The sequence below is a fragment of the Moorena sp. SIO3A2 genome, from assembly GCF_010672265.1.
GTDB classification, from domain to species: Bacteria; Cyanobacteriota; Cyanobacteriia; order Cyanobacteriales; family Coleofasciculaceae; genus Moorena; species Moorena producens.
Genome location: NZ_JAAHHC010000034.1, coordinates 22,904 through 45,998, shown reverse-complemented (window position 1 = coordinate 45,998; position 23,095 = coordinate 22,904). Strand labels below are relative to the sequence as shown.

Below are 23,095 nucleotides of genomic sequence, written 5' to 3'. Positions count from 1 at the left end.
TTAGTATATAAGGCTTTGATACCAATTAACTCATGGAAGATACAGTCGGAAATTAACCCTCGATTCATTGTCTTGATGCAAAGCCCGAATGGGGTGGTCTCCTTTGAGCGCGCTGCATCGCTGTGTTTAATTTGTTGTCCAGATATTGTGGCGCAAGTGAAAGCGATCGCTTTCACGAAAATGAGAGTTATTAACCGCTTTGTTGCAGGAATAGGACTTACGCAAAGTCTCTATTTGTAGGGTTTGTTAGCGAAGCGTAACGCACCTTTACCTCTATATCTGGTGTAGCTGCGTAAGTCCTGAGCAATTAATTAAGTAAGGTAAGTTTACTAAGCCGACTAATTTACCAGCAATTAATCCTAATCAAGTTCCTTATGATTTGCTGCAGGTTTGGGAGTTTTAATAAAACCTAACACTTCGATGAGTCAATCGAGCCAATTAAGAATCCCTTGGATTTCCTCGACCAATTCCATAGGTTTAAACGGCTTGGTAATAACTCCAGTTACCCCCAAATCTAGAAACTGCTTTTGCTCGCTGCTCCTAGCTTTAGCGGTTAGCAAAATGGTTGGGATATTCGCCGTTACTGCATTAGCTTGTAACTGTCGAAAGGTAGCCGGTCCATCCAGCTCGGGCATCATGACATCTAGCAGAATAGCATCAGGCTGATCTGCCTCAGCCTTAGCTAATCCCTCTTTACCAGAAGCAGCTGTCAACACTTCCCACCCTGCTGCTGCTTCTAGAGAAAATTGGATGATTTCTCGAACCCCATCATCATCATCAATCACTAAAATGCGCTTAGTTGTCATGGTGATCACCTTCTGCTGCTGCTGCTGTTTGTTGTGGTAAGGTAAAATAAAAACTGCTGCCTTCACCAACAGTACTCTCAACCCAGATTTTTCCTCCGTGCTGCTCCACTATATTACGGCAAATCGCTAACCCCAAACCCGTCCCTCCTTTTTTACGGGCATCGGAGGCATCAACCTGTTGAAAACGCCCGAATATGCTTTCAAGTTTGTCAGCAGGAATTCCCCTACCTTGGTCTTTAACAGTAAATAAGATAGTGGCACTGTTTGGGTCAAGGGGTGAGGTGGTTTCTAGTTCCTCTGGGTGTTGCAGTTCCACTGTTAACCATAGACTAGAACCTCTGTCTGAAAATTTAATCCCATTGCTAAGTAAATTGGTTATGACTTGAATAATGCGATCGCTATCAGCCTCGAATTCAATCTCAGATTCAATGGCTTGGGGCGAGACTTCCAATTTAATCCCAGCTCGATTAGCCATCACCTGCACCTGATCAACAGCTTTAACCATCAACTCAGCTGCATTCACTGGCTGCTTCGACAAACGGATCTTACCAGATTCCAGACGTTCGAGTTCCAAAATATCGTTAACTAGTCGCACTAAACGCTCAGCACTGTCAGCGGCAATGCCAATCACACGCTGTCCTCGTTCAGACTGAGGTTGAATTAGACCAGTTGATAACAGGTTCAAGGCACCATGAATCGAGGTTAAGGGGGTACGGAGTTCGTGGCTGACCACGGAGGTGAATTCATCTTTCATCCGTTCAATAGCGTAGCGCTCGGTAATATCTTCCCCAATACTCATGGTGCCAATTGCCTCTCCTTGGACATTTTGGAGTAGGGTATTATTCCAAGCAATAATTTTTTCTTGCTTTGACTTAGTTAGAATCGAGTGCTGATAGTGGGATTGAAAGTCTGGATCTAGGATGTCCTGGAAGTATTGCTGTACTGACTGTTGCTGGGAATTGGGTAGGAAGTTTTCAAACCAGTCCTTGCCTAAAACTTCTGCTGCTGTGTACTTAGTCAATTCTAGGAAGAAGGGATTGACATACTCCACCTTACCCTGTCGGTCTAGTCCCACCACCACCAGTCGCACATTTTCGAGAAGGCTGCGCCACCGTCGCTCTGATTCCTGTAAACTAGCAATTAACTGGGTACGTTCTTCTTCAAATCGTTTGCGTGAACTAATATCTCGCTGCAACACTAAGATATAACTAATGTTTCCTTGGGTATCATGAACCACTGAGCAGGAGGAGTCTGTGGTAAGAACAGTGCCATTTTTGCAGACAAACTCAATTTCTTGACGATGGGTTCCCTGCTCCAGTAAAACTGGAAACTCTTGCTGGCAAATGTTTTGGTATCTGGGGGTAAAGAACTCTTCTAACCGATTACCGATCAATTCTGATTCAGAATAACCGGACTGCTGGATAACAGCGGGGTTGACTTGCTCAATCATGCCCTGAGTATCTAAGATATGGATAAAATCTGGGGCAGATTCAAACAACGAGCGGAATCGTTGTTCACTTTCGAGTAAAGCAGCTGTGCGCTGTTGAACCCTAATTTCTAATTCTCGATTGAGTTGTTGCAGTTCAGCTTCTTGCTGTTTACGCTTGGTGATATCCGTAGTGATGCCGTGAAGATGTACAGAGGTGCCATTATCACGGATAACCACATGAGCGCGATCGTTCAGCCAGCGAATTTCTCCATTACTGAGCTGAATTCTATATTCTAAATCCCACGATTCACGACGGTTTTCTTGAACAGCTCGCCATGCCTTCTCAACACGATCACGGTCTACTGGGACAATAAACTGTCGCCAGAGGTTGTCTTGATCGCTGAATAGCTCGAAAGTTGGGCGACCGTAAACTTGCTCGAACGCTATATTAACATAGCGCAGTATCCCAGAAGGGAGTGATACTGACCAGACCACGTCTTGAAGAGAACTCATAATTGCTTCGAGCCGCTCTTGGTTGGACTTCAGCGCCTTTTCATTTTCTTGCAATGCTTCTTCTGTCTGCTTGCGATCGCTAATATCGGTAATTGATCCAACCACTCGCACTGCATCACCTGCTTCATCCCACAGTGCTTGTGCCTGGTCAAGAATCCATTTGTAGCTGCCGTCGTTGCACTGTAAGCGATACTCTTGAATATAATAGGAGGTTTTTTGTGCTAAGTGATCCTCCATAGCTTTGATCACCTGGTCTACATCATCGGGATGGATGTGTGTCCACCATTGATGGTTATAGTTTCCGATGTCGTAGTTTTCATCATACCCCAGCATTTGCTTACATCGGCTGGAGAAAAAGGTTTCATTGGTTTTAGGGTTCCAGTCCCAAATTCCCTGATTAGCTCCGTGTAGTGCTAATTGCCAGCGTTGCTCACGTTTCCGTAAGGATTGCTCTGTCAAAATACGCTCTTCAATTTGAGATTTTAGCTCCTGGTTGAGCTGCTCAAGTCCAGCCAGACTAGGTGAATTTTGGATTCGAGGTAGAATAAAGTAGAATTTTATGGCAGTGTAGACAGAAACTATAGCTGTAATTGCTTTAATAGAGCCTGATAGCCAGTAAGCTGGATCCCAAACGGTCCATACTTCCATCAGGTGAGTGGTGCCACCGCAAATAATAAACGCCCCAAACAAAATCAAGAGTCCCTTGAAAGGCAGATTCTGCCGCTGCCTGATCAAGTACACTAGCAGTATAGGAATCACATAGTAGACTAGGGTAATGAGAGTATCACTGATCAGGTGTAGCCAGATTACTTTAGGCTGCCCAAGGTAGCAGTTACTTTGGGAAATAAAGGTTTCGGCCAATAAGATATAGTCAAAGAAATTGATCATAATTAGGTTGACAATTGACATGATTGCTGACAGTCAACCGTTAACCATCAACTGTGAATAAAATGTGATCAACTCTACTATGTCCGATCTGCCAATTCTACGTCCACTAACTGACCAGGGTTATTTATTTATCTGACAACATTTGATTTTTCTGTGCTATCATCTTAAGTCTTAGTTGACTGCGCTCAATGCGATTCAACACGCGAGCCAATAGCTCCGGGTCTCTTATTGGCTTTTGTACGTAATCATCTGCCCCTGCCATAAACACTTGCTGCAAAGTTTCAGCATCTTGAACAGCAGAGAGAAACAACACGGGTAACTCACCCCAGCGAGGGTCATTGCGTACCACCTGGCACAGGTCAATACCACTAAACTGCGGCATTTCCACATCCAAAATCAGTAAGTCGGGAGTACACTGCTCTATGGTCTCCCAGAACTGTTGTGGATCGTTTAGCAAAGTCAATTGGAATCCCCAAGGTTCTAGCACAGTGCGTAGCTGATCCAGGATTTGAGGGTCATCGTCAACAATCAATAGCTTTGCCTGTGGTGGACCGGATTGTTGCAACGCTTTAGCGATCGCATCCATCACCTTTTGGGGTGCTACAGGCTTCTGAAGAAAACCCCTTCCCCCCAAACGAGCCACTCTGACTCGTTCAGCAAAACTTTCTTGAGCCGTAAATACTACAACAGGTACAGGGGGCTGAGTTGTTTTCAGTTCTTCTAACAGCTCGAAACCATTTCCCAATGATTCAGGAAAACACAAGTCTAGCAGAACCACATCTGGGCGGTTACCAGCAATTGCCTTTCTCCCTTGAGATATATCACCTGCCACCTCAACCTGCATTTTCCAGGCTGCTAGCTCTGAAGCTAACCCTTGCGCTAGTGTTAAATCATCATCCACAATCAGTAGTCGTGGGGAGTTGGAAATAGGGAATGGGGAGTGGAAAGTGGAGAGTGGTTTACTTTGACTAGGTTTTGGAAGGTTAGGCTCTGTCTCTAGTTGTTCTCCTAGTTCTACCACTAGTTGAGACATATGTGCTATGGTCTCTTTGCTAACTTTTTTCGCAGATTTCAATATCTGCTCAATCTCACGGGATTTGAGAGAAGCTTGATCAAAACCAAAGCTACCGAGGGAACCAGCTAGGGTGTGTGCCTCCCGTAAAGCCTCCTGTTCCAATTTTCCGCAGTCGTCACCATCTCGCCAAGCCGTCACCAACTGCTCCAATACATTGATCCGCTTGATATAGTTTGACTTCTGCTGTTCCCAAATAGCACTTAATCCTGATTGCTTTGGTTCTTGGGATTGAGCCTTAGGGAATGGGGAAACGGAACTATCACTCTTGCTCTTTGATTGTTTGAGGTTAGATGGTGTCTTTTTAGCTACTTTTTTGCCTTTGTTTTTCTCAGTCTTTGTTTGAGCTGAACCTTCCTCAGGGGGTTGTCTGAGCCGATACCCCAAGCCGTAGACAGTTTCAATTAAATCATTTTTGGCTCCAGCTTGCTTGAGTTTCCGCCTTAAACTTTTGATATGAGCTCTAACGGCATTTTCTGTAGGGGGTTCTTCAAAAGACCACAGATTATCTAGCAGGAAACTTTGGCTAAAGATGCGGTGGGGGTTCCGTAAAAACAGCTCTACTAGACCATACTCCTTAGGTGTCAGATGCAAGAGTTCCTGATCGTAGCTGACCTGGCAGTTACTGGGGTCAAGGTGGAGCAATCCCCACTCCAGCACCGGCAGTAGGGGGGTGCTGCTGCGGCGCAGCACTGCTCGAATTCTGGCTAATAATTCAGGTATGTCTAAGGGCTTGACTAAATAATCATCTGCTCCTGCGTCTAAAGCTTCGACTTTGTTAGTGCTGGTGTCTTGGGCAGTCAGGAGGATAATTGGAGTGCGATCGCGTGCGTTTCGCAGCTGCTTGCACAAGTCAATCCCAGTGAGCTTGGGAAGCATCCAATCTAGCAAAATCAAGTCATACTTAAGTATCTCTGCTAGTGCTATCCCCTCATCCCCATCTGTAGCTAGATCAACCTGATAATGTTGACTAGCTAGCGCTGCCGTTACTACTTTGGCAATACCTTCATCGTCTTCTACTAGCAGGATTCTCACAGGGACCTAACAGCTCCAGCACTAAGGGGATGAGTTAGTTTCTAAATTAGATATATAGGGATTAAATAAATAGTGACGACTTCGCCCAAATTCACAAAAATTTAGACGAAGTTTGATGGTTTTGACTTTGTTTAGCCCATGGCTGCCAAGATATCTTGAGCGTGGGTAGCGGTTTTTACCGTCTCATCAACGTGAGTAATTTTGCCCTCGCCGTTGATAATGTAGGTTACACGCTTGGAGTAACCGCCACCATCTACATCATAAGCCTTGGTAATTGCGCCATCCGTATCCGCTAGCAGGGTGAAAGGCAGACCATACTTTTCCTTAAATTGTTTGTGGGATGCCTCATCATCCATACTGACCCCAAGTACCACCATGTCTTTACCTTGATACTCAGTGTAGTTATCCCGAAAGCTTTGGGCTTCCTTGGTGCACCCTGGAGTATCGTCTTTGGGGTAAAAATAAAGCACTACAGTTTTTCCCGCAAAGTCCGACAGTGAAACGGTATTGCCTTCGTCGTCTTTGACAGTAAATGCTGGTGCATCCATGCCAACTTGAAGAGCCATAACTTTGGTTTCCTATAAAAATATACTGAACTTATGTATAAAGTTTACAGTAATACGACTTACGTAGTAACTTGACTTTTAGGGTGCCTTTTCTGTAAGCACCATTATACATAAGCACGCTTGTTGCCCAGTTTGCCCTAGGTCTTGAGTAAATTCAAAAATTTCTAGAGTAAATTACAATAGGTTGGCCTCTAAAGTCAAAAAAACCTTAATATAGAGATAATCGGCGGTCAGTATAGTTCTGAGATTTAGTAACTGTGGCAAGAACTTCAATTCAGTCTCAAGGTAGCCAGCCTATTCAATATCCTGACCGAACTACTAAGCGTGCAGAGCAAGCAATGCGCTGTTTGCCATTCCGGATGCCTCTATTGGCAGCGATGCGTTCTAGCAGTGTTCCACTCTTATCTATAGTAGGTCTTGAAGGTGTCGAGAAAAACTACACAACGCGCCCTAGGTCTGAATTGGCAGTAGAAAACGATTTAATGTGGTTGATTCAAGTGGGTGTATTACGTCGAGAAGTAGACGGTCAGGGAATTACGGATAGTTTTCGATTGACACCTTTGGGTCGTCAGTTGTTAGAAAAGTGGGAACGGCTTGGAGAAACCTTACCTCCACCCTCATTATCAGATCGACTCGATCATACCTTGAATCGCTGGCTAAGATTGTCGGTTTAAATCAAGTTGGTGACAGGGTGATATCTAAATTTATTGATCATCTAGGCTAGTTCTGACGCCCTAACCCTGAATTATGAAAGCGATTATGGTGGTGGGTACTACATCCCACGCAGGAAAATCCTTGATAACCACAGCTCTATGTCGCCTTCTATCGCGACAAGGCTGGCGTGTCTGTCCCTTTAAGGGTCAGAACATGGCTCTAAATGCCTATGTTACACCCAATGGTGGAGAAATTGGACATGCCCAAGCAGTACAAGCTTGGGCTGCAGGTGTCATTCCCTGTGTGGAAATGAACCCAATTTTACTCAAACCCCAGGGTGACATGACCTCCCAGGTGATTCTTATGGGTAAAGCCGTAGGGAAGGTTAGTGCTGCGGAGTACTACGAAAAGTACTTTGATAAGGGTTGGCAGGTGATTGAAGAATCACTGCGACGTTTAACCAATGAGTTTGATTTAGTCGTGTGTGAGGGAGCTGGTAGCCCAGTAGAAATTAATATCAAGCATCGCGACTTGACCAATATGCGAGTGGCGCGGTACCTCAAAGCTCCCACCTTGCTGGTGGTAGATATTGACCGTGGAGGGTCTTTTGCTCAGGTAATCGGTACTCTCGAACTGCTCGAACCAGAGGAGAGAGCTTTGATTAAAGGTGTCGTGATTAATAAGTTTAGGGGTCAGCGATCGCTGCTCGAACCCGGGATAAAATGGTTAGAAGAACGCACTGGTATTCCTGTAGTTGGAGTTATTCCCTGGATTGATATACTGTTTCCCGCTGAAGATTCCCTTGACTTACTAGATCGCAACACCAGGAACAAGTCCAATAAGGAAGTCACTATCGTAGTAATTCGTTTACCTCGAATTTCTAACTTTACTGATTTTGACCCCCTGGAAGCTGAACCCAGCGTCTTTTTGAAATATCTGTCACCAAACGAAACCTTGGGATATCCAGATGCAGTTATTCTCCCAGGGACAAAAACTACCATTGCGGACATGATGGTACTCCAAAAAAGTGGCATGGCTGAGCAAATTCAAAACTATGCTGCCTCAGGTGGGACAATTTTGGGAATTTGTGGGGGATTTCAAATGCTAGGCAAAAGCCTAGTTGATCCTGATGGCTTAGAAGGTAAACAGGGACGTCATCCAGGATTAGGCTTGTTGCCCTTAAAAACCTTGATTACTAGTGGCAAAGTTGCCCGTCAACGGATGGTGACATCAAATTATCCTCAAGTTGGCTTACCGATTACCGGTTACGAAATTCATCAGGGGCGTTCGCGACTGCTTGAGGCGGAGATGGGAGACAATAAATCTGCTTATCGAGCTTTATTCGATGACCATGGTTTGGGCATTGTTGACGTGAATCAATCAATTTGGGGCAGCTATCTCCATGGAATGTTTGACAATAGTCCTTGGCGACGTGCCTGGTTGAATCAACTGCGCTCCAGACGAGGGCTACCTTCTCTCCCTACTGGGGTTGTCAACTATCGGGAACAACGAGAAGCGCTTTTGAATTCACTGGCTGATACTATCGAATCTCATCTTGATTTAACCCCGATTTTAAGGTCTTAGACCGTTAACTATCAGATTAGTTTTGTCAAAAGGAAAAAGTAAACTTGAGAATGGAAAATGGAAAATGGAAAATCGTTAAGGGAAATTATAAATTAAAAATTAACTAAACAATTAACAATAAAAAACTAACAAATGAAATGACTAATCAAACATGAGTGTAAGCGTTCGCTTTCTACCAGATGATGTGACAATTGAGGCCGAAGTTGGAGAACCCATCCTTCTAGTGGCTGAAAGGGCTGGTGTGTTCATTGCCACAGGTTGCCTGATGGGTTCTTGTCATGCCTGTGAGGTAGATATAGAAAATGGACCGACTGTTTGTTCTTGTATCACTGCTGTACCTGCAGGTTATGAACAGCTGACGATTAATCTATACTCTGACACCAATTGGTAGTCTATTATTGTAAGCATTCAGCGGTCAGCAGTCAGCGGTCAGCTTTGTGACACAGGCTCCAAACCTGGGGCTTTAGTAACATTAAACGAATGTTTAACTGTTTTCTTCAAAAGCTGTTCGGTGTAGCGTTCGCGTAGCCCATTAGCTGATAGCTGAATGCTTAGGTATATTACTACCATGGCAATCGGCTTTCGTCAAGGTCACTAGTTGATTTAACTGTCCACTAACCTTGGCCTTTCGGCCACGCTACGCGAACAACCTACCCTACACCGAATCGCCTTGGCCGAACAACCTTCAACCTTCAACCTTCAACCTTCAAACTTCAACCTTCAAGCAATTTGCCATTGGCTATTTTCTCTGGTAGCTGCTCAATAATGCCACCTCCGAGCACCAGCTCCCCGTCATACAGAACAGCAGCCTGTCCTGGGGTGATGCTGAATTGTGCTTCATAGAACACTAATCTGATCCGATTTCCTTCTAGAGGAATCACATTCACAGGTACAGCAGGTGAGCGATAGCGAACTTGCACAGAAGCTCGAATCGGAACAGTAGGTTGCTGAATCGATACCCAATTGACCCGATGAACCGTACATTCAGCTTGGGTGGCTTGGTGGCGTTCCCCTACAATTACCCGATTCCTGGCTGCATCCAGGGCAATCACATACAAGGGATTGGGAGCAGCTATACCTAGCCCTTTCCGTTGTCCAATGGTGTAGTGGTGAATTCCCTGATGTTGCCCTACCACATTTCCATCCAAGTCCACGATGTCACCTGTGGTTTGGGAAATATACTTGTCCAGGAACTTCTGCATGGAACCGTGGGATTCGATTAAACACAAGTCCTGACTTTCTGGTTTATCAGCAGTCTTGAGATTATACTCAGCAGCCAGGCGTCGCGTTTCCGTTTTCTTAAGTTCTCCCAAAGGAAATAGGGAAGCCGCCAACAGGTCTTGAGTCAAGTCATACAGGAAGTATGACTGGTCTTTTGTCAAGTCTATTGCTCGCCGCAATTGATAGCGATCGCATTCAGCATCATAAGTAATCCGGGCATAGTGACCTGTGGCTATTTTATCAATCCCCAATGTCTGATGGGCATAGCTCAGCATCGGACCAAACTTTACTGCTTTGTTGCACTGAGAACAGGGGAGTGGAGTAATCCCAGATTGGTAACCCGAGACTAAGTAATCCACAATGTTTTCCTGAAAAACATCGCGACTGTCCACAATGTGGTGGGGAATTCCTAATTGTTCACAGATAAACGCTGCATCGACCATTCCCTCAGAGCAGCATTGACCCTTGCCTTTCATTAACCAAAGGGTCAATCCTACAACTTCGTATCCTTTGTGATAGAGGGTGGCGGCAGCTACGGAACTGTCTACCCCGCCAGACAAGCCAACGACAACTTTATTCATCAACTCAACAGATTTCTGCCTTAGGGAGGTATTGCATTGTATAGTATTATTGTAGTCCTCCTGACCCCTAAGTCCGTCTACCTTAAGTCGAGTCAACTACCGCACACTGACCCTAACGGGTACAGTGTGGGCTTGAATAAAGCTTGTTGACCAGACGGCTAGAAAAATCTAGCAGCCGTTAGTGCCAAGAGTTAAAGTTCGTACCTTGGGATGCGTGCCAGTTCCAAGCTCTACAACCGGGTAATTAAACAGGCCATACGGGAAAGCCAGTGTTATTCGGAAAGTACCGAGCACTAACACCGTCGAGGCAAACCTTACCAAGAAATTGAGACGTGCAGTAATGTACACTTTTGTTCTAGATAAAAACCTCAAACCCCTAGACCCCTGCCATCCGGCGCGGGCAAGAAAATTACTCAATACGGGACGCGCTAAGGTGTTCAAGCGTTACCCATTTACGATCGTCCTACTAGACAGGACGGTCAAACATTCACTGACCCATCCCCACCGATGCAAAATTGATCCAGGTTCCAAAACTACGGGTATGGCTGTAGTTCAAGAGCAGACCGGACGGGTGACTAATGCTTTGGAGATAGAACACCGAGGACAGCAAATTAAGAACGCTCTTGACTCTCGTAGACAGTTAAGACGGGGGCGACGCAGTCGAAAACTCCGGTATCGCAAGCGAAGGTTTCTTAACCGGACTCGCTCAGAAGGCTGGCTCCCACCATCCCTTGAAAGTCGGATCGCGAACGTCGAAACCTGGGTTAGTCGGATTCTAAAGGTATGTCCTATCACTGCACTTTCTCAAGAGTTAGTGAGATTCGACATGCAGAAGATGCAGAACCTCGAAATTAGCGGCATTGAGTACCAGCGAGGAGAACTGTTCGGTTTTGAAGTGAAGGAATATTTACTTCAAAAATGGGGCAGAAAATGCGCTTATTGCGGCACTGAGGGAACCCCGCTCGAAATCGAACATATCCGAGCCTTAAGCAAGGGGGGGTCGAACCGAGTGAGCAACCTAACCCTAGCTTGCCGCTCTTGCAATCAAGCCAAGGGCAACAAGCCTGTCGAGGTGTTCCTCAAAAAGAAACCCATGGTATTAAAGCGGGTGTTAGCGAAAGCATTAGTCCCGTTGAAAGATGCAGCAGCGGTTAATACGAGCCGATGGGAATTGTTTAGGAGACTCAAAGCAATCGGATTGCCAGTAGAAATGGGCTCTGGCGGTCAGACTAAATTCAACCGTAAACTCCGGGGTATTGCCAAAACCCACTGGGCGGATGCGGCTTGCGTTGGGGCTTCTACTCCCGAAAGACTATTCCTGAAAGGGGTCAAACCTCTGATCGCCAAAGCCAAAGGTCACGGAAGGCGGCAGCGCTGTCGAACCGATCGCTATGGCTTTCCATTAGGGCACGCTCCCTCACAGAAGTTCTTTATGGGATTTCAAACGGGGGACTTGGTCAAAGCCGACATTCCTAAAGGAAAGTACGCGGGACAGCATACGGGGCGAATCGCAATTCGTTTTAGGCCGAGCTTTAAGTTGAGCACATTAGAAAAGCGATGCAGTCGGCCAAAGGAGGTTTCCCCCACTCGCGACTGCATCAAGAAGAGCTTTGACGTGCATCCGAAATACCTAAAAACCATTCAGCGAGCGGACGGCTATGAATACAGATTTTAAACAATCGACTCGCTACCGCTCGAAAAATTTGTTGGCGGTAATTCCCCGGACGCTAACCCTAACCGGTATAGTCGTCCGCCCCCTTACCGCTATTTTTTGGTGGGCAAAGTGGGATTTCACTCCTATCCTGGAATCATAGAGTATTACGATAACTCTGGGAGTATCAGTGTTCATGGCTGGTTTTGGAAATTTGGTTCAAAAAGCGTTTTATCTAGGCGTCGGTATAGCTGCTGCTGCAGGGGAGAGAGCTGGGGGAACCTTGTCAGAAGTGCGAGGTCAAGCTCAGAAACTGGTAGATGAACTGGTAGAAAAAGGGGAGATGACTACCGAGGAAGCCCGTAAACTGGTTGAAGATTTAGTGCAACAGGGGCAACAGCAATCCTCTCAAGCTAACCCTAATGATCCTAAACCTGAGCCGCGCCGGATTGAGATTATTACTGATGAGGAAGAAGAATCAGCACCACCCGAAGAGCAGGATGTTGACAAACTACGCCAGCAGGTGCAAGCTATGCAAGAAGAATTGCGTCGGCTAAAGCGCTAACTTATAGCACTTATCTAGCACTTATAATTAATTTGTGGACAACAACAGGGGTTGAGCACATGATGGTTTTTGAGTGAATGTTTACCATGGAAGATGATTGGTCTAAAAGTATTTTTGAAACCCTCGAATCAGTGGCTAATATGGTCGATGAGTTCTTCGAGGGTGTCAGTGAGGTGGTTGAGGAGTTTGCCAATGAGATAGACAATGCCCTTGGTGCGGAAATTGACCAGTGTTTGCAAGAGATTGTTGAACCGTTTGTTGAGATTTATTTTGACTTTGAGGTTATGGTCAGTGAAACAGACGAGGATTTTCCTGATTCCGTGACACCATCCTCACAGAAACATCCCGCTTGCATAGGTTGCCGTCATTATCACGGTCAAGCCTACGGTGGAAATTTATTAGTCTGTGCTATGCATCCCTATGGTTGGGACACAGAAGATTGTCCTGACTGGGAATCCCATCCTAGAAATTCCTCAAATCGTTTCTAATCCTAGCAAAACCAATGAGTAATTCCTTTACCCAGGAACAAGCATCACCAGAAGTAGACACACCCGAGATTAAATACGGTGAACAGGAGATTGCCCAAGCAAAACTTATTACTTTTCCCAATCCCCGTATCGGTCGTCCCTATCACATTAACATCACCTTACCGGAGTTTACTTGTAAATGCCCCTTTTCAGGTTATCCGGACTTTGCCACGATTTACATTACCTACGTTCCCAATGAACTGGTGGTAGAACTAAAGGCCCTTAAGTTGTATATCAATACCTACCGCGATCGCTACATCTCCCACGAAGAGAGTATCAACCAAATTTTAGATGACTTCGTAGCCGCCTGTAACCCCGAAGAAGTCACCATCAAGGGGGATTTTAACCCACGGGGTAATGTTCACACCGTTGTAGAAGTGCGACACCAAAAGTAATTGGTACAAACGTAATCGGTAATCTTGAGGATCCAGTTAGCTTGGTCAGTGACCTGACGAGAATGGCTCAATGATCAATTTTGTGCCTTCCTCCCTTCCTGTCCTTTGGATCTTCGCGGTTTTCCTCCAAACAATTCCCATATAAACCGAAACGATATCACTTGGGATCAATTCAGATTGACCCTAGCTGGTGGCAACATAGAACTCTTGAGTTTTTGTTTCAACACTAACCAAAGGAAGACCGGAGCATCAAACAGGTATCGCCGCCACAATCGTCGCGGTTCAGATAATAGCCTGTGTAACCATTCCAATCCTACATCACTCATCCATTCAGGCGACCTTGGTTTAGTGCCTGCTTCAAAATCAAGGGTGGCACCTACTGCCATGAATATTTTGATGTTTGGTAATTGATCTTTGTACTTATGTATCCACTTTTCTTGTTTAGGTGCACCAACTCCCACAGCTAGTACTGTAGCTCCAGAGTTCTTAACCATTTCGATGATTTCTCGGCATTCAGCATCATTCTTCTCAAATCCGAATGATGGGGAGTGCGCAGCGATAACAATTTCTCTGCCAACTCTAGCATTGACATTTTCTTGAGCTTGTTTAGCGACTCCTTCTCGTCCACCTAAGAGAAATATTTTAATAGTCTTATTGTTTCTGTGATAATCATAAAAAGCTGGAAAAAGGTCAGATCCAGAAATTTTCTCCTGTATGGGTGACCCCAAGAACCTCGACGCATAATACACAACTTTACTATCACATAATCTATAATCGGCAATTCGATATGCCTTCATGAATTCAGGGTCTTTTTGTAGCTTGACTAAGTGATCGACATTGGGAGTGAAAATCACCCCGGTATCGAGCCGCTTTAACAGCTCTGACTTGGATATATTATCAATCTCTAAGTTTAGTATTTTCACTATTTCTCTCATGTTTAACCTTTTTACTTTACGATGTCTCTCCTACCTAAGGAATAAGCACTAAAAACAGCCGCCAAGCTTTTCCCAACAATCTTCAGACTTGGAGCCGAACTCAGTCAATTTGCCATTTCCCGATCGGCTACCCAAGTTAGCTTGATACTGTTTCGAGCAAGAAGATTTTATTTGGAAAAGAATAAAATTACATTATCACAGTTTTAGTAATTTGACTATAGTAGCTCTGAAAAATTATTGGTAAATACCCTTAGGTGCCCTTGACCCGTAATTAAATTCGCTCAAGGTGCGCGCCTCCTAGGGCGAGTAAATCGCCCTAGGGTCGCACCTTTCGGCAAAGCCGACGCGGGGCGCGTTCGGGTCCCACCTGTTTTCTAGATAGCTGAACCTATAAATATTCCCTAATTAAACAACAGTAATCCCTTGAGGTAGATTACACCAGGGTTTGATAACAATGATCTCAGTAATTTGACATAAATCTATTTTGGTATTAGCATTAAACTCTAGTTCACTGTGTTAAGAAGCGATGAATTATCCCTCAGGACAGTGTTAGGTAATTCACGAAATATTCAATCTCATTGTCACAGCGTGAACTAGAACGTATCGAGGGGAGAATTGGTTACTAATCATAACGTTATAGATTAGAGTCAACTCTGATTGAATCAATCATGCTGTCTGGGAATGAATTAAGTTTTCCCTCCTCCTAGTAACTCCCAATCTGCTTAGATGCTTATAGCTTAAAAACCTCAAGTCAATTCCTCTCTATAATACTTAGGAAGAATAGCTTTATTTAGGCTTTATTTAGGCTTTATTTATTTGTTATGTATTAGGGATTTACTTTAATTAAAATTACTGGTTTTTATGGTTGCACCAGTCCTCCGTTATGGTTCATTGATGGTTAGTTAATGGTTAATTATACCATTAATATCATAGCCTATGGGCGAGTCCAGCCTAGTATTTTCTCTGAACTTAATAAAATCTTTAAATATTCTTCATCGACTCTACATAAATGAGCTAACAAGGGTAATTTTTCCAGATCACGAGTCGTTGTTTTGATCAGGTAGTATTGATCAGGTCTATGCCTTATTTTAAGAAGATTTTTTACCAGGGAGTAGCTCACCAGTCGAGTCGGAGAACTAGTCGAGCTAACAAATGCCTCAAATCTTTGCTACTTATAGAATGAGACTACATAGTGTGATCGATAGCAGTAGTCTTTACAGAAACTTTATAAAAGCCTACTCTAAGATTCATCGATCCTTCAACCTTCATCTGTGTGAAGCCGACTATCGTTATTTGTAAGGTTAGATGCTGAGCTAAACTAGGCACACTACTTAACCTACCAGAAAATTACCCGCACATCTACCGACCACAACAATGAGAAACCCTGTAATTGCCATTGGCTTGGATGCTGCCGACCCTGCCTTGATAGAGCAATGGATATCTCAAGGACATCTGAAAAACCTGCGTCGCTTACGAGAACAGGGATCTTACGGACGTTTAAAGACATATGAATACTACCGGGCTGAGACTCCCTGGACAACATTCCTTACTGGTTGTTCTCCTGAGCAAACAGGGTACTGGGCACCTCTGAAAATTAAGGAAGGCACTTACGAAGTAGAAGACATTCAAGCCTACGACTTTGCTGAGTATCAACCCTTCTATGGCTTGGGAGATGACTATCGGGTGGCAGTCTTTGATATGCCTCAAGCTCCCCTGTCCAATCAGGTCAATGGGTTGCAAGTCCTTGCTTGGGGAGCTCACTCTCCTCAGACTCCCAGTCATTCCATACCCAAATCCTTGCTACAGGATGTGATTGATAAGCATGGTGAGCATCCTGTCTTACGCAAAGACCATGCCAGTATTATGGATGTGGCAGCACTCAAGGGTCTTCAAGCACAACTGGAGATTGGTATCGCCCGCCGGGGTGCCATTTGTCAAGACTTGTTGCAGCAGATGCCGTGGGATTTCTTCTTAACAATCTTTGGTGAAACCCATACTGCAGGGCATTACTTCTGGCACCTGAGTCAGCCGGATCATCCTCTCTACCCATCTGTAGGTGCTAAATGCCCTGGAGATCCCGTGTTAGAAATTTTTGAAGCTATTGACGAAGCCATTGGTGGCATTTTGAGCAAAGCCCCGGATAATGCCCAGGTCGTAGTATTTGCTGCCCATGGTATGGGGTCTAACGTCATGGATCTACCGAGTATGTTGTTCCTGCCAGAATTTCTCTATCGCTGGAGTTTCCCAGGTAAATATGGCATTGCTCGTGGCAAGTATGGTAAACCCCCAAAACCCCTAGTCAATGATGCCAGGGCGAAAAAGGGTTGGATGGGAAAAGTATGGAGCCTCAAGCATGAATCGAATCCACTCAAAGGTTTTTTGAGACGTCAACTCCCTACCAAACTTTTCAATCCCATCGCACCCTTGTTTGGTTCCACTCCTGCACCGGATCTCATTTCTCCGTTCAAGATGCAGGCAGAATCTGATCCATTCTTCTTCCAGAGTCCATCCTGGTACCAACCGTGCTGGCCTCAGATGAAAGCATTCGCGCTGCCTAGTTATTCGGAAGGATATATCAGGATTAATCTCCAGGGAAGGGAACCTCAGGGTATTGTCGCCCCTGATCAGTACGATGCTGTATGTGAGGAATTGACTCAAAAACTCTACCAGCTTAAAGATGCTCGCACTGGGGAACCAATGGTGAAGGAAATTATCCGCACCCGCCAATCGGCAACTGAAACTGGTCCGAAATTACCTGATGGTGACTTAGTCGTTATCTGGCAAGAAAAATATGCTACTGACGTAGTAGATAGTCCCGATATTGGACGGATTGGTCCAGTTCCCTTTAATCGTACTGGTTCTCACCGCTCTGATGGCTTTTTGGTGATTAAAGGACAAGATATTGAGCCAGGTTCTAGTTTACCAGCTGGTCATTCTCTAGATTTAGCCCCCACTATTCTGAATTTGATGGGAGCGCCCATTCCTGACTATTTTCAGGGTAAGCCCCTCTCGGCAATTAAAGAAACTGTTGTGGTTGGTTAACTTAAACTTAACTATAGCATTTGTATGTATTTGAGATGTAAACCTAGAAGGTCTTTTGTTATTTTCCAATAAAACTCCGGAGCTCTTGCCCCTCTAGCATGCATGCCTCTTGCCTCTTGCCTTTTTCGGCAATACGTGTGTTTACAACCTAGATACAAACGCTATAGTTACTTATATACTTGAATTACTCGCAAAGGGAATTGAGTGTTTTTTGTTAAGTGTTTTTTGTTGAATGTTTTTTGTTGAGTGTTGATCGTCAGTCAACACTCAAACACTGACCCAAACCCCCCTATACTAAGTGTTATCACGTGTTATCACTAAGTGTTATCACTAAGTAATAGCACTAAGTAATAGTTGTGAACCCAGAGATTCTTCAATGTCCATTCTCAAGTTTTGGATAGCAGGGTTAATTACTACCGTAGCAGCAATAGGTTTATCAGTTCCCAGTTGGGCTCTACCACTGTCTCCTGGCGATCGCCTTAGACTCTTTGTGGCTGGCGAAGAAGAAATCCCGGAAGCTGAACGCTTCAGTGCCACCTATGAAGTTAATCTGGATGGTTACATCAAATTCCCCTACCTAGACCCGATACTGGCAGCGGGTCGAGAAGTATCAGAAATCGAGCAAGACCTAGTCAAGGCTTTACTTGAAGGAGGCTTTTTTCAGGCTGATTTCCTCAAAGTCAGCATTCAACTGTTTGAGTGGGCTCCAATTCAGGTAACTGTGGGAGGAGCGGTTTTTGAACCTGGTCGGGTTTTGATTAATGATACGGATTCTAAAGGTCGAGACTTACCGGCATCGATTGCTACTGTCTCAGGAGACTATCCTCCAGAACGCTACCTAACCTTTGCCATTTTAACGGCTGGCGGCATCAAACCAAATGCCAACATTGAACAGGTGCGGTTGGTTAGGGGTGAACAGGAACAGGTAATTGATTTATCTGGTGTCTTCACCGGATCACCAGTGGAGGATATTCCCTTGATTGCTGGAGACCAAATCATTGTTCCTACTCGGGAGTTGCCTCAATATTATCTAGCCAGACCTTCCCAGCTTACTCCCTCAACTATTCCTGTGTTTCTCTCCAATCTGACTAATCCCAATAATGGACGTGACCTTAGAGTCCAGGAAGTTGAATATGGCTCCCGTCTGTCTCAAGCTGTAATTGCTGCTAGTTGTGTCGGAGGCACAGAAACCACAAATGCAGATCGCCGTGCTCTGTTACTGCAAACTGACCGTACTACTGGGGAAACTCTGGCAATAGAACGTTCTGTAGAGGACTTGGTGAAGAAGCCTAATGATGACCAAGTTAATCCAGTGCTGATGCCAAGAGATAGTGTCGCTTGCTATGATTCAACGGTCACTAATGTCAAAAGTGTTTTTGACTTTATTGGGGATATCTTCAATCCCATTCGGATTATTAAAGACATATTTATACCCTAATTCATATTGAGGATAGCTGAAATGTTATAATTAATGTATCTATCACAAGTTATAAGCTCAGGGGATCTGACTCTTCATCAGGGGTGTATTGGCTAAGGGTTTAAGCCATTGCTTGATAGTGGGGTAAAACTCTCTGCCAAGTCTTTCATAATAGAAACTATAAAAAATCATAACTTAAGACTACAACTTAAAACTACAACTTAAAACTACAACTTAAAACTCAAAATGTGGATTTGCCAGGTGAGATGCTCCAATGACTACTAATTATAATACCATAGCCCCATATCCCTATGAAAAATCAAATCTCATGCCTCTACGTTGGCTATTTTACTTGTGTTTAGGGATATCCATTAATGCCGGAATTTGGGGCTTAACATTTTTTTATTTGAAATCAGCTCAGCCAACTTATACCAGTAAATGGGCAGTATCACTTCCTGTCTCAGGCTCATCCACCAGAATTAATATCCCAGAATTAGGGGGAGCGAGTTCAGATGTTAGGTCACCATTTGGCGATCGCTCCCATGACCCGAGGGAAAAGATGAAATTCATTGCGGAAAGTAAGCCGGTGCTTAAGGATGCTGCCAGTATACTGAACATGTCCTCTCAAGAGCTGGGCAAGCCTAGGGTCAAAATTGTTGACAATTCAACTATGATGGCCTTTGAAATCACAGGAGACTCTGCTGAGGAAGCCCAACAGAAAGGTTTTGCTATGCACCAGGCTTTCCAGGAGAGACTTGAACAACTTAGGCAAGAAGAAGTAGGAGACAATCAGCTACCAATTCAAGCTGATTTGGAGGCAGCTAAGAAAAATTTAGCAGATATTCAAAGACGTCTGTCTGAACACAAAGCTAGAACTGGATTGAACTCGAAAGAACAAGTTAACCAGCTATCATCCACTATAGAAAGTTTACGACAACAACAAATCGATTTGTTAGCCCAAGGGCGAGAAGCAAAAGCCAATCTTAGCAACCTCTCAGCTAATCTCAAGTTGTCGTCTGGACAAGCTGCTGATGCTTTTGTACTTAAGGCTGACCAGATATTTCAGCAAACCCTAAGGGAATACAGTCAGGCTACGGCAGCCCTGACGGTTTTGAGTTCCAAATACGGTTCCAAGCATCCATCTGTAGTGGACGAGAAGAGCAAGCAAGAGAGTGCTAAAGCAGCTTTGCTAGAGCGTAGTCAATCTCTGTTAGGTCGCCCCATGTCTTTAGCAATTATTGACCAGCTCAGTGTTAACTCTGGGCCTGAAACTGGTTCTTCCCGGGAAAATTTGCTGCGCCAAATTGTTGAGGTGGAAGCACGGCAACAGGGTGTGGAAGCTAGAGCCTGGGTATTAACCAACCAGATTGCTGAGCTCGAAGCCAAACTCAAACAAATGAGCCAGGATGCTTTGAGGATGGAGATCCTAGAACGCAATATGCGCATTGCGGAAACTATCTATGCTTCAACCTTAACTCAATCAGCCATTGGTCGATTCAACCAATCCCTTTCCTATCCTCAAGTTCAGCTGCTAGCTGAACCCAGCTTACCCCCAGACGCGATAGCACCGAAAAAGTCATCGGCCTTACTTGGTGCAGCAGCTGGTTCATTGTTAATTAGTGCAGGACTATTTTTACTCTGGTTACGTCCCCATTTACAAGGTAAATCACAACCCTCAATGTACGGCAAAGTAGAATCGTTTAATTCTGATGTTCCACCCTTACGTTCTCAACCATCAAATAATAGTTTCACAACATCTAATAGCTTCACATCGCCAATCGGGAACCAAAGAAAAGATTTCTGATGCAACTAATCCACTTGTTATCAAGCTAGACATCATAGCATGGCACCAGTAACCTAAGCCATTAGGCAGGCTTTAATGAAACCCCAAAACTTTGAAGAAAAAGTAGTTTTCTATTATATAATTTCCACCTACTTATTATTTTTTTTAGGCGCACAGTTTGTTTTTGCCCCAGCTCTAGCTTGGCTGCTAACCTTTTATCTAATTAAGAAGCTTTGGCAGCAAACATCAGATACTCCACCGGAAGAAAGGATTCGGATTCCCATTGGAGTCTGGGTCTGGATTGTTTGCATATCAGTCATTGGCCTAGCCTTAGTTGTGGGTCATTTAGATTGGGGTTTTTCAACTGTTAAAACGATAAAATCCTTTATTAACTCCTTTTTGAGAACTTGGGCGCTTCTGGCCTTATTTCCTTTAATTGGTTGCCTCAACATCCGACCACAAATAATCTATAGAGCAATTTCTATCCTTTCCCTACAAACTCTGATCTTGGTGCCAATTACCTATGGGTTAAGTCTAACTGGGTTAGAGATGCCATTGTATACTAGCACCCTAATGGCAAAAATTGGGGGTAACAGTCAACGTTACTACGCCGTAAGTCCTTACGTGATAAAAAGTGGTGAAACACGGCTTTTCTTATTTGCGCCTTGGGCTCCAGCATTGGCATTTGCCTGTAACGTACACTTTTTCCTTAGTAGTAGAGACCCGGACATAAAGTGGCGTTTTATTGGTATGATTGGTTGTGCTGCTGCAATTGTAGGTTCATTGTCCCGGATGGGGATAATCTGCTTAGTGGGTATACCAATACTGGTAACATTTTTGGGAAATATAACCGAACCCGCCATCCAAATTACGGCAGGAATAGGGAGTTTTATTGGTGGTCTATTTGGTCCCCAACTGCTGATGATAGCTAGAAACTTGAAAGACTCTTTTTCCAGTCAAAGATCTGCTTCTTCGCGGGTTAGGTCGGCTTTAGCACGGCTTTCTCACCGTAAGTGGGAAGAAGATGCACCGATTTGGGGTCATGCCATTAAAGTAGGTAAAGGCCCTGATGTTGTCGCTGGTATGCCTATTGGAAGTCACCACACTTGGTATGGTGCTTTATATACTCATGGAATCGTCGGGTTTATTGGAATATTAATTCCTATAGTCTATACTTTTATAGAACTTTTAATTAAAGCTCAAAGGAGTAAAGTTGCCACAACAGCACTAACAATACTATTAATTTGTATCCTGTTTTCCTTTGGGGAAAATCTAGAGGGATTAGCTTACCTCTACTGGCCTGGTTTGGTTGTAGTAGGGATGGGACTAAAATAAAAATGCTCAAGGGGTTTGTCTAGACCTTTTGTGGGTAATTACCATGTACTAATTATATACAGAAAAAGGATAATCGCCATGGCCACCATATCTGTAATAGTTCCAGTTTATAACGGAGAAAAAACTATATTAGAAACGATCCAATCGATTCAAGCACAAACGTTTTCAGATTTTGAGTTAATTGCCATTAATGACGGCTCCACTGATGGGACATTAGATGTAATCAGTACAGTCAACGATCCTCGATTGAAAGTGTTTTCCTATGAAAATGGCGGATTGCCAGTGGCACGTAATCGTGGCATTCGTCGCTCTAGGGGCGAGTTTATTACGTTTATAGATGCCGATGATTTATGGAAACCCGATAAATTGGAGCTACAGTTAGCAGCACTGCAAAAAAATCCTGAAGCCGGAGTGGCTTACAGTTGGACTGCCTTTATAGATGAGAATAGCAAATTTTTGTTTGCTTGGCAACCACTCTATTGGGAGGGTAATGTTTATCCCCAATTACTAATTCGTAACTTCATATCCAGTGGTTCCAATATCATGGTTAAGCGGAAGTATATTGAAGCAGCTGGAGAATTTGACCCATGCCTGAAATCAGTTGAAGATTGGGATTATTACCTCAGGCTAGCAGCTTTATGTCCTTTTGCACTGGTTCCTAAATACCAAATTCTCTACCGTCGCTCTTCCCAGTCAATGACCTCTAAAGTGGATGTGATGGAGAATGCGAACCTAATTGTAATTGAAAGAGCATTCAAGGCAGCTCCACCAGAACTTAAGTCTCTTAAAAATAAGAGTTTAGCGAATGCCTATCGTTATCTTGCTAAGCAGTGTATAGCTAATGCTTTTGATAATGAAGCAGTAAAGCTAGCTATTAAAAAACTAAGCTATTCCATAAAGCTTTATCCAAAATTTTTGCTAAGCAAGGAAACTATGCGTCTGATTTTAAAACTATTAATAATCAAAATTATGCCTAAAAAACTAGCTGGACATTTAATCCAACTAATCGGCCAGAAAATGCCGATGGTATCTGTTGATAATCGGATGATTTAAGAGCACTAACTACCACTCTAATTTTACAGATATCAATTTCGAC

21 protein-coding genes are annotated in these 23,095 nt (G+C 44.1%); 14 read left to right on the top strand and 7 right to left on the bottom strand.

All coding sequences use genetic code 11. From position 1 onward, the window contains the following. Positions 1-425: 425 nt before the first annotated feature. The 4 genes from F6K64_RS27930 to F6K64_RS27915 all read right to left on the bottom strand — a co-directional run bounded on the left by F6K64_RS27930 (position 426) and on the right by F6K64_RS27915 (position 6,309). Entirely contained in the window at positions 426-806 is a 381-nt protein-coding gene (locus F6K64_RS27930) for a response regulator (protein ID WP_287253904.1), read from the bottom strand. After that, a complete protein-coding gene (locus F6K64_RS27925; RefSeq protein WP_287267071.1) occupies positions 796-3,636 on the bottom strand; it encodes a PAS domain-containing sensor histidine kinase in 2,841 nt (946 codons plus the stop codon). The genes F6K64_RS27930 and F6K64_RS27925 overlap by 11 nt, the downstream gene beginning before the upstream one ends. Before the next feature lie 124 nt (positions 3,637-3,760). Then, entirely contained in the window at positions 3,761-5,743 is a 1,983-nt protein-coding gene (locus F6K64_RS27920; protein WP_287267069.1) for a response regulator, read from the bottom strand. Between the two features lie 131 nt (positions 5,744-5,874). Then, complete coding sequence (locus tag F6K64_RS27915) at positions 5,875-6,309, bottom strand: peroxiredoxin (RefSeq protein ID WP_008179068.1); 435 nt, start codon at positions 6,307-6,309, stop codon at positions 5,875-5,877. Between the two features lie 257 nt (positions 6,310-6,566). Between F6K64_RS27915 and F6K64_RS27910 the strand changes: the two genes are divergently transcribed. The 3 genes from F6K64_RS27910 to F6K64_RS27900 all read left to right on the top strand — a co-directional run bounded on the left by F6K64_RS27910 (position 6,567) and on the right by F6K64_RS27900 (position 8,938). Continuing rightward, positions 6,567-6,983: an Npun_F0494 family protein gene (locus F6K64_RS27910; RefSeq protein WP_008179066.1), complete on the top strand. Its 417-nt coding sequence runs from the start codon at positions 6,567-6,569 to the stop codon at positions 6,981-6,983. Positions 6,984-7,056: 73 nt separating this feature from the next. Next, complete coding sequence (cobQ, locus tag F6K64_RS27905; protein WP_287267067.1) at positions 7,057-8,547, top strand: cobyric acid synthase CobQ; 1,491 nt, start codon at positions 7,057-7,059, stop codon at positions 8,545-8,547. A 151-nt stretch (positions 8,548-8,698) separates the two neighbouring features. Next, on the top strand, positions 8,699-8,938 hold the full coding sequence (locus tag F6K64_RS27900; RefSeq protein ID WP_008179060.1) for a 2Fe-2S iron-sulfur cluster-binding protein: 240 nt from the start codon (positions 8,699-8,701) through the stop codon (positions 8,936-8,938). 38 nt (positions 8,939-8,976) lie between these two features. On the opposite strand, the gene F6K64_RS27895 is transcribed toward F6K64_RS27900, so the two are convergent. Beyond that, complete coding sequence (locus F6K64_RS27895; protein WP_287248821.1) at positions 8,977-9,117, bottom strand: hypothetical protein; 141 nt, start codon at positions 9,115-9,117, stop codon at positions 8,977-8,979. 50 nt (positions 9,118-9,167) lie between these two features. Between F6K64_RS27895 and F6K64_RS27890 the strand changes: the two genes are divergently transcribed. Next, positions 9,168-9,302 carry a hypothetical protein gene (locus F6K64_RS27890; RefSeq protein WP_267871977.1) on the top strand — a complete coding sequence of 45 codons (135 nt, stop codon included), beginning with the start codon at positions 9,168-9,170 and terminating at the stop codon, positions 9,300-9,302. Here the strand turns inward: F6K64_RS27890 and mnmA are convergent. After that, entirely contained in the window at positions 9,261-10,349 is a 1,089-nt protein-coding gene (gene mnmA / locus F6K64_RS27885; RefSeq protein ID WP_008179058.1) for a tRNA 2-thiouridine(34) synthase MnmA, read from the bottom strand. The two genes, F6K64_RS27890 and mnmA, sit on opposite strands and share 42 nt — an antisense overlap. A gap of 340 nt (positions 10,350-10,689) precedes the next feature. Between mnmA and iscB the strand changes: the two genes are divergently transcribed. From iscB to queF, 5 genes are all read left to right on the top strand, one after another. After that, entirely contained in the window at positions 10,690-12,024 is a 1,335-nt protein-coding gene (gene iscB, locus F6K64_RS27880) for an RNA-guided endonuclease IscB (protein ID WP_008179056.1), read from the top strand. Further along, the gene (locus F6K64_RS27875) at positions 12,008-12,163 is read left to right on the top strand and encodes a hypothetical protein (protein WP_154659660.1); all 156 of its coding nucleotides are present in this window, start codon (positions 12,008-12,010) and stop codon (positions 12,161-12,163) included. Before iscB ends, F6K64_RS27875 begins: the two co-directional genes overlap by 17 nt. Before the next feature lie 33 nt (positions 12,164-12,196). Next, positions 12,197-12,565 carry a phasin-related domain-containing protein gene (locus F6K64_RS27870; protein WP_008179054.1) on the top strand — a complete coding sequence of 123 codons (369 nt, stop codon included), beginning with the start codon at positions 12,197-12,199 and terminating at the stop codon, positions 12,563-12,565. A gap of 77 nt (positions 12,566-12,642) precedes the next feature. Further along, on the top strand, positions 12,643-13,053 hold the full coding sequence (locus tag F6K64_RS27865; protein WP_008179052.1) for a hypothetical protein: 411 nt from the start codon (positions 12,643-12,645) through the stop codon (positions 13,051-13,053). Between the two features lie 14 nt (positions 13,054-13,067). Next, a complete protein-coding gene (queF, locus tag F6K64_RS27860; RefSeq protein ID WP_008179051.1) occupies positions 13,068-13,487 on the top strand; it encodes a preQ(1) synthase in 420 nt (139 codons plus the stop codon). 167 nt (positions 13,488-13,654) lie between these two features. Here the strand turns inward: queF and F6K64_RS27855 are convergent, their stop codons facing one another. Next, the gene (locus F6K64_RS27855; RefSeq protein WP_008179049.1) at positions 13,655-14,422 is read right to left on the bottom strand and encodes a WecB/TagA/CpsF family glycosyltransferase; all 768 of its coding nucleotides are present in this window, start codon (positions 14,420-14,422) and stop codon (positions 13,655-13,657) included. Positions 14,423-15,796: 1,374 nt separating this feature from the next. On the opposite strand from F6K64_RS27855, the gene F6K64_RS27850 reads away from it, so the two are divergent. From F6K64_RS27850 to F6K64_RS27830, 5 genes are all read left to right on the top strand, one after another. Continuing rightward, positions 15,797-17,464 (top strand): alkaline phosphatase family protein, encoded by a 1,668-nt coding sequence (locus tag F6K64_RS27850; RefSeq protein WP_008179042.1) that lies wholly within the window; start codon positions 15,797-15,799, stop codon positions 17,462-17,464. A 376-nt stretch (positions 17,465-17,840) separates the two neighbouring features. Beyond that, positions 17,841-18,902, top strand: a complete 1,062-nt coding sequence (locus F6K64_RS27845; RefSeq protein ID WP_008179040.1) for a polysaccharide biosynthesis/export family protein — start codon at positions 17,841-17,843, stop codon at positions 18,900-18,902. 253 nt (positions 18,903-19,155) lie between these two features. Then, on the top strand, positions 19,156-20,685 hold the full coding sequence (locus tag F6K64_RS27840) for a GumC family protein (protein WP_008179036.1): 1,530 nt from the start codon (positions 19,156-19,158) through the stop codon (positions 20,683-20,685). 75 nt (positions 20,686-20,760) lie between these two features. Next, entirely contained in the window at positions 20,761-21,999 is a 1,239-nt protein-coding gene (locus tag F6K64_RS27835; protein WP_008179035.1) for a hypothetical protein, read from the top strand. Between the two features lie 78 nt (positions 22,000-22,077). Then, positions 22,078-23,052 (top strand): glycosyltransferase, encoded by a 975-nt coding sequence (locus tag F6K64_RS27830; RefSeq protein WP_008179032.1) that lies wholly within the window; start codon positions 22,078-22,080, stop codon positions 23,050-23,052. Positions 23,053-23,095: the final 43 nt, after the last annotated feature.